This is a genomic window from Mycobacterium sp., from assembly GCF_049673265.1.
Taxonomy (GTDB): Bacteria; Actinomycetota; Actinomycetes; order Mycobacteriales; family Mycobacteriaceae; genus Mycobacterium.
On record NZ_JBATXN010000133.1, the window covers coordinates 1 to 6,701 of the forward strand.

Consider the following 6,701-nt stretch of genomic DNA (forward strand, 5'->3'; position numbering starts at 1 on the left):
ACACCCAGGTCACCGACAGCGGACGCCTCGCATGGACCGACGGCACCGGCCCACCCGAAATCAACCACGCCCACCACCCCGACGAACTCCTCCGCGGAGACCCCGACCCACCCGACAACCGTTAGCGCGGAACGTTAGACAGGACGAGATCGCCTATCACACTGCCGGTCTCGCTCTGGCTAGCATCGCAGCCCCTAACCGACTGCTCGGTGAGGCAACCATGCCAGTGTGGCCGACAAATCTCGAACGTCGACGCCTATCGCCCGGCATTCCTCGATGCCTCGGTCGTCAAGCCCGGACACTGCATCGGATACCAGCATGATCCGGAAGTCGCGCTCGGAGGCCTCGTAGATAGACGCGCGAGGGCAGTTGGGAAAATTGCAGCCGACGAAAACCAGTGTGTCGCTTCCGGTATCGCGAATATGTTGCTCGAGCTTGGTCTGGTAGAAAGCACCCCACCGCGGCTTGTACACCACGTGCTCGCGCGGGCCGATCTGCTGAAGTTCACCGCTGAGAAGCAATTCATGGTCCAGCTCAACAGGATTGGGCAGCAATTCGGGTGCAATTTGCGAACCCGCGCTACCCGGGACAGCGAACCGCGCACCCTGCTCGATCGCCTGCCTTCTCACCAGGTCCGCATTCGACCCGTCCGGGCGATAGAGCCTCACGACGTGCACGATCGGCCTTGCCCGGTCGCGAAATTCGGTTACCAGCGAAGCCATGGCCGGAATCGCCGCCTTGGTGCCCTCGATGGGCAGCGGAGCGTCGTCGGCGTAGAAGTCGGGTTGGACGTCGATCAGGACAAGGGCCGCCGAGTCGGGCCGCGGCCGGGTGTACGGATCGGACATAGCTTTCGGTGTAACACAGCGATCTGCGCTTGCCAACTCACATGTTGGCCGAAGAGTTCCAGATCACGTCGAGGGTCGCTTTAGCGCCTCGACCAGGTCAGCAGATAACGATTTCGCATATCTAACCGCGACTTGCGCGTTTAACGATCCGTTTGCTAGACGCCGGATAGGGTACATATTGAGATACAGAATGTAAGCACTTGGGGCTTGCACCATCTCGGAGGTGGACACCGTGCGTACAACGGTTCGAAAGATATGGCTCGCGGGAACAGTTGCCGCGCTGGCCATCGCGGGATCGGGCGCCCCGAGCATGGCAGCGATCGCGCCCCCGCAGCCGTCCCCGGGCGTCACGTCGATTCAGCCGCCGAACGGCACGGTCGTCGGTGTGGCTCATCCGGTGATCGTCACGTTCACCGGGTCAGTCCGTGATCGGGCAGCCGCCGAACGCACGATCAAGATCACCGATCCGAACCACATGACCGGGCGATTCGATTGGGTCGACAACAACGTCGTGCAATGGATTCCCAACGGCTACTGGCCTGCCCACAGCCACATCGGTGTTAGCGTGCACGCCTTGTCAACCGGCTTCGACACCGGCGACCAGGTGGTCGGCACTGCGAGTATTTCCCAGCACACCTTTACGGTCAGCGTCAACGGCGAAGTACTGCGCACGATGCCGGCGTCGATGGGTAAACCGTCCCGCCCCACCCCGATGGGCAACTTCACCGCGCTGTCCAAAGAGCGCACTGTCCGCATGGATTCGCGGACGATCGGGATCCCGCTGAGCTCGCCGGAAGGATACGACATCGTCGCGTCGTGGGCGGTACGGGTCACCGGGAGCGGTGTCTACGTGCATTCGGCTCCCTGGTCAGTGGATTCGCAGGGCTATGCGAATGTCAGCCATGGCTGCATCAACCTCAGCCCGGATAATGCCGAGTGGTACTTCAACACCGTCCACATCGGTGACCCGATCAACGTGGTGGCGTAGCGGCGCGACGTGCGCCTTATCTGACGGCACCCGGCTGTGGCGACAGTCACACCCGCATGTGGAAGAGGCGGTCGAGCCGTCGAGTTTGCGCCTAAGACGACTTCGACGAAAGGTGCTCCCGTGACAACTACCAAAGCGCGCGCGGTCCGTTTCGATCAATATGGCGGGCGGGATGTGCTGTACGTGACCGATGTCGATGTGAACGCGCCCGGCAAAGGCGAAGTGCTGGTTGAGGTTCGCGCCGCCGGGATCAATCCCGGCGAGGCGGCCATCCGCGCCGGCGCACTACACGAGCAGTTCCCCACGACCTTTCCCTCCGGCGAGGGCAGCGATCTGGCCGGCGTTGTCGTCGAGGTCGGTGACGGGGTAAGCGATTTCGTCGTCGGGGACGAGGTGCTGGGGTTCAGCTTTCAGCGTTCCAGCCACGCCACGCACACCGTTGTCCCGGTTGATCAGCTGATCCACAAGCCCGCGCAACTGAGCTGGGAGGTCGCCGGATCTCTCTACGTCGTCGGCGCCACCGCCTACGCGGCAGTTCACTCTGTCGCGCCGCAGCAGGGCGAGACAGTCGCGGTCTCTGCCGCGGCCGGCGGAGTCGGCAGCATGGTCGTCCAGTTGTTGGCGCTTCGCAACGTGCGGGTGCTGGGCATCGCGTCGGCACGTAATGCCGAGTGGCTGCGCGCTCACGGTGCTATCCCAGTTGAATACGGCGACGGGTTGGCCCAGCGACTGCGTGAGGCCGCCCCGGACGGCATCGATGCCTTCATCGACCTGTTCGGACCGGATTACGTTCAGCTCGCCGCCGACCTCGGTGTGGCGCCCGAGCGCATCGACACGATCATCTCTTTCGCGAAGGCCGCCGAGGTCGGCGCCAAGACCGAAGGCAGCGCCGCGGCGTCAACGCCGGCGGTGCTGAAAGAGATCGCCGACTTGATCGCTTCCGGCGCAATCGACTTCGACGTCGCAGCAACCTACCCCCTGGACCGCGTCGCCGATGCTTTCGCGGAGCTCGAGCAGCGGCATACCCACGGCAAAATCGTTCTACTGCCCTGAGGTTCGGTTAGCCGATGCCGGCCTGGACGATCTTGACCACCACCATCACTCCTGCGACAACCAGGTAGCTGCGTAGCGTCAGCAGCCCGGCGCGTCGCAGCGGCGAGATGGCCGGTCGCTCAAGGGTCGCCAGCGCCGGCGTGGTCCACCGTGCGCGGACCTGGTTGCGGAAGGCTTTCAGTTCCTGACGTGTCAGCTTGGGCAGCTCGTCGAGTTCCTCCACCTGATCCAGGTCCAAGGCACCAAACGGCACGGTGTTCTCTGCTTCGCGGCGTTGCGCGATCCAGCCGGTGGCGTAGATGATCGCGCCACCTAGAACGCCCAGACCGGCGGCGATCCCGAGCCCGGTCGCAAGAGTCGCGGTGGATAGGTTCGGGAAGAACGTCACCGCGGTGAGCATTAGCGACAGCACCACCAGGGACCACACGATCATCCACGCGAGGGCGTTTTGCCGGAAACTGTTCACCCACGGACCCATCACCGGGCGGTCGTTGCAAAGCAGCACCAAAAACACTGTCGCCGAAGGCAGTAGTACACCGGCCAGCGCCTGCACACCCTGCGTGATCAGACCGAGGACGTGATCGGGGCTGAACGCGACAGCTGCCGACACCGCGAGCAGCAGGGCGTAACTGCCATAAAACAGCGGGGCCTCGGTGATCTTCCAGTGCAGCGAGTGCGGCTTACCCATTGCGTCGCCCAGCGCGTACGTAGTGGCCAGCCCGACGCAGTTCGCCCCGATCAGCGATGCGTCCAACAAGATGATCGCGAACAGCACGCCGACCGTGTGCCCCACATGATTCGACAGGTGCATGGCGACCGCGCCGGCGTCGGTGAAGTTACCCGCGGCCGCGGTACCACCGAGCCCGAATCCGGTGATTGCCATGAGCGCGACCGCCCCGCACATCACGACGACGATCCCGATGACCAAATCGGCTCGCCCGTACGGGATCCAGCGCGGAGTGATGCGCTTGTCGACGACGTTGGACTGCTGGAAGAACAACTGCCAGGGGGCCACCGTCGTGCCCACAATTGCCATGATGACCATGAGCACGACCGAGTCGTGGTCGCCCGGCAGCGAGGGAATCAGTCCCTGCACGCTGGTGCCGACGGTTGGGTGCACCGACAGTGCAAGCGGGAAGATCACGATGTTCACCGCGATCAGCACGAACATCAATTGCTCCCAACGACGGAACGAACCGCCCGCAACCACGGCGAACAGCAGCACCGCGGCCGCCGGTATCGCAAACACTTTCGGGCAGCCCAGGAATCCGAGCGCCAGGGACACTCCGATGAATTCGGTGACGATCGTCAAGGCGTTGAGGATCAACAGATCTCCGACACTGAACGCGCCCCAGAACTTGCCGAACCGTTCGAAGATCAGCCGCGCATGGCCGACCCGGGTCACTGCTCCCAACCGGAGCACCATTTCCTGGTTGACGTAGAGCACCGGGATCAGCAGCGCCAGCGTCCACAGCAGCTTCATGCCGTAGTTCTGCCCGGCCTCCGTGTAGGTCGCGACACCACCGGCGTCGTTGTCGCCGACCATCACGATCAGTCCGGGTCCGGTGATGACCAACAGCATCCGAAGCCGTTGCCACCAACTACGACCCGGGGCGGCGGCATCCGTTCGGATACGACCGAAGGCGCCGACGATGTCGCCGACGTGCGCCGAATCCAGCACCGCCGACTCGGACGGTGTGGCCTGCCGAGTCGTCGGAATGCCGACGGTGGCGTGCGGGGAGATGGAAGTCATCGGCCTCTCGCTCTCTGGTAATGGATGCGGCTGTTGGTGCGATGGTCGAAACCGGGGTCGGGGCAGGCGAAGTCAACGCACAACGCAGCGTGTCCGCGTCGAACGTGTCAGCAGCGGTAGCTGTCGCTAGGAGGCCGACGCCCGCCTCACGAAGCCGTGATCACCGTCGGCGGAATCCAGGACATACAACGGCTTCTTGCGAATTCGGCTGCGGTAATACGACCAGGGTGGACGCTGCTCCTCCGGAATTCCCACCATCTGATCGAGCAAGTTGGTGGAATGCAGCGCGACCGCGACATGACGCTGAATGCGCCCTAGGTCGCTGAAGGCCTTGAGCATGTCAACACAGTCGGCATCGGGGACGGTGCTTTCCGAAAGCAACTCCAGCGCCTCGAGAAGGGCAGCACGAATGTCTCCGCATGCCCGGTGGATCTGGCGTTCCGGGTTAGGCCTGGCCATCGCTACCTCCTCGATTTGGCTGTGCAACAAGAAATTCCATGATCGTCTCCTGCGGGAGCCCGCCCGACCACCTCGCGCCACGCCAAACCGCTGGGCGAGTTTTGGGCACGCCTCATTGCCCCGCGCACCAAATACGCGCAGGAACAACCGAAGTAGCGTCCGAAAAGGCTCAGACGGCAGAAGGAATGCCGCTACCGGATCGGGACAAAACGAAATTCGAATACGGATGCGGACTGTCGCTCGGACTCATCTCGCCCATCACCTCCTCACGGCCAGGACACACGGGGGTGTCACCAGGTGCATGCATGAGGGGTTTTGACGCCGACGGCGGCGCACCCCTCTCGTCGGAGCTTCGGCACTGCACGGCGTATCCAGATCTTCTTCCGGAAGCCACTTGGGCTCAACCCTTAAGCCGGGAGGAGCTGTCCTGACCCGGGGCGTCTCTCGACGTTCGGGGTCAGTGGCCTATATCCGTGCAGACGCCTCACCTACCGAGGTGCTTGCCAGTCCATCCTGGCATCCCAAGCGGTGCAGGTCAAACGCTATCCGAAAATAGTCGCGGTCAGCGCCGTGCCTCCAGTCCGCAGGGAGCAGACACATTGCCCTCCAGGCGGCCTAGGCTCGGCGGTATGCCCGCCACATTGCACGACCAAAGAGTCGCCGCGGCCCTGGACCGGATGTACGCCGAGACGAACGAACAAATGCCACGGCTGCGCGATATGCGAGACGTGCTGTCTACTGCTAAGACCGCACAAGAGCGCGCCGACGCAATGAGTGCTTTCTACATCCCGGTCACCCCGGAGGCCGGCAGATTGCTGTACTCGCTGGTTCGCGCGACGCGGCCCGCGACCATCGTGGAATTTGGTATGTCGTTGGGCATTTCAGCGATTCACCTGGCGTCAGCGGTGCGCGACAACGGAACCGGTCGAGTGATAACCACTGAACTCAGCGCGGACAAGATCGCCGCCGCGAAGCGGACCTTCGCCGACACCGGGTTGGACGACCTGATCACCATTTTCGAGGGCGATGCCCTTTCCACGCTTGCCGGCCTGGACGGACCGGTCGGAGTGGTGCTGCTCGACGGCTGGAAAGAGCTGTACCTCCCGGTGGTCATGCTGCTCGAGCCACATCTGTCGCCAGGAGCCCTCGTCGTCGCCGACAACACGGAGATGGCGGACACACAGCCGTACCTCGACTATGTCCGCAACGTTGAAAACGGCTATGTCAGTGTCAACTTCGCCGCCCGCAAGAGTGACAGCATGGAGATCAGCTGCCGCGTCGGCAATTAACTGCAGCTATTTCAGCGATTGCTCCAGCCACGGCGTCAGCCACTGCACACCTTCGGCGGTCAGGTGTACACCGTCGCTACGCACTTGGATGCCATCAACTTTGGCGGTGTAGACCCCTTCCGGGCACAGCTTCTTGTTCAGGTCCATTATCCGCACGCCTGTGCGTTGGCGGACGGTCCCGCTCAACAATTTGTTCCATTCCTTCACCCGCTCGGGTTGATCCTCTGGCCACGAGCTGCCGTCCGGACGTTCACCCCGCCGGCTGTAGGGCAGATTAGTCACGGTCAGTGGCGCCCCGCTGGAGCTGAGAA

General features: G+C 63.2%; 6 protein-coding genes, 1 pseudogene and 1 riboswitch. Of the genes and pseudogenes, 3 read left to right on the forward strand and 4 right to left on the reverse strand.

What is annotated here, in order from left to right:
- Positions 1–194: 194 nt before the first annotated feature.
- Positions 195–848 (reverse strand): cysteine hydrolase family protein, encoded by a 654-nt coding sequence (locus tag WBF82_RS04775; RefSeq protein ID WP_424381950.1) that lies wholly within the window; start codon positions 846–848, stop codon positions 195–197.
- Positions 849–1,080: 232 nt separating this feature from the next.
- On the opposite strand from WBF82_RS04775, the gene WBF82_RS04780 reads away from it, so the two are divergent.
- Together WBF82_RS04780 and WBF82_RS04785 are read left to right on the forward strand one after the other, a co-directional pair.
- Positions 1,081–1,836, forward strand: a complete 756-nt coding sequence (locus WBF82_RS04780; RefSeq protein ID WP_424381951.1) for a L,D-transpeptidase — start codon at positions 1,081–1,083, stop codon at positions 1,834–1,836.
- A gap of 120 nt (positions 1,837–1,956) precedes the next feature.
- On the forward strand, positions 1,957–2,889 hold the full coding sequence (locus WBF82_RS04785; RefSeq protein WP_424381952.1) for an NADP-dependent oxidoreductase: 933 nt from the start codon (positions 1,957–1,959) through the stop codon (positions 2,887–2,889).
- A gap of 7 nt (positions 2,890–2,896) precedes the next feature.
- Here the strand turns inward: WBF82_RS04785 and WBF82_RS04790 are convergent, their stop codons facing one another.
- Together WBF82_RS04790 and WBF82_RS04795 are read right to left on the reverse strand one after the other, a co-directional pair.
- Positions 2,897–4,642, reverse strand: a complete 1,746-nt coding sequence (locus WBF82_RS04790; protein WP_424381953.1) for an NRAMP family divalent metal transporter — start codon at positions 4,640–4,642, stop codon at positions 2,897–2,899.
- A gap of 126 nt (positions 4,643–4,768) precedes the next feature.
- Entirely contained in the window at positions 4,769–5,101 is a 333-nt protein-coding gene (locus WBF82_RS04795; RefSeq protein WP_424381954.1) for a hypothetical protein, read from the reverse strand.
- A 329-nt stretch (positions 5,102–5,430) separates the two neighbouring features.
- A riboswitch (M-box (ykoK) riboswitch) is annotated at positions 5,431–5,604 on the reverse strand.
- Positions 5,605–5,730: 126 nt separating this feature from the next.
- Between WBF82_RS04795 and WBF82_RS04800 the strand changes: the two genes are divergently transcribed.
- Complete coding sequence (locus WBF82_RS04800) at positions 5,731–6,390, forward strand: O-methyltransferase (protein ID WP_424381955.1); 660 nt, start codon at positions 5,731–5,733, stop codon at positions 6,388–6,390.
- Between the two features lie 6 nt (positions 6,391–6,396).
- Here WBF82_RS04800 and WBF82_RS04805 read toward each other — a convergent pair.
- Positions 6,397–6,701: pseudogene (locus tag WBF82_RS04805) on the reverse strand (acyltransferase family protein); the annotation flags it as partial.

Excerpts from the sequence above, each read along its gene's own strand:
- WBF82_RS04800 (WP_424381955.1), top strand. The coding sequence starts at position 5,731 with ATGCCCGCCACATTGCACGACCAAAGAGTCGCCGCGGCCCTGGACCGG.
- WBF82_RS04790 (WP_424381953.1), bottom strand. The coding sequence starts at position 4,642 with ATGACTTCCATCTCCCCGCACGCCACCGTCGGCATTCCGACGACTCGG.
- WBF82_RS04775 (WP_424381950.1), bottom strand. The coding sequence starts at position 848 with ATGTCCGATCCGTACACCCGGCCGCGGCCCGACTCGGCGGCCCTTGTC.
- WBF82_RS04795 (WP_424381954.1), bottom strand. The coding sequence starts at position 5,101 with ATGGCCAGGCCTAACCCGGAACGCCAGATCCACCGGGCATGCGGAGAC.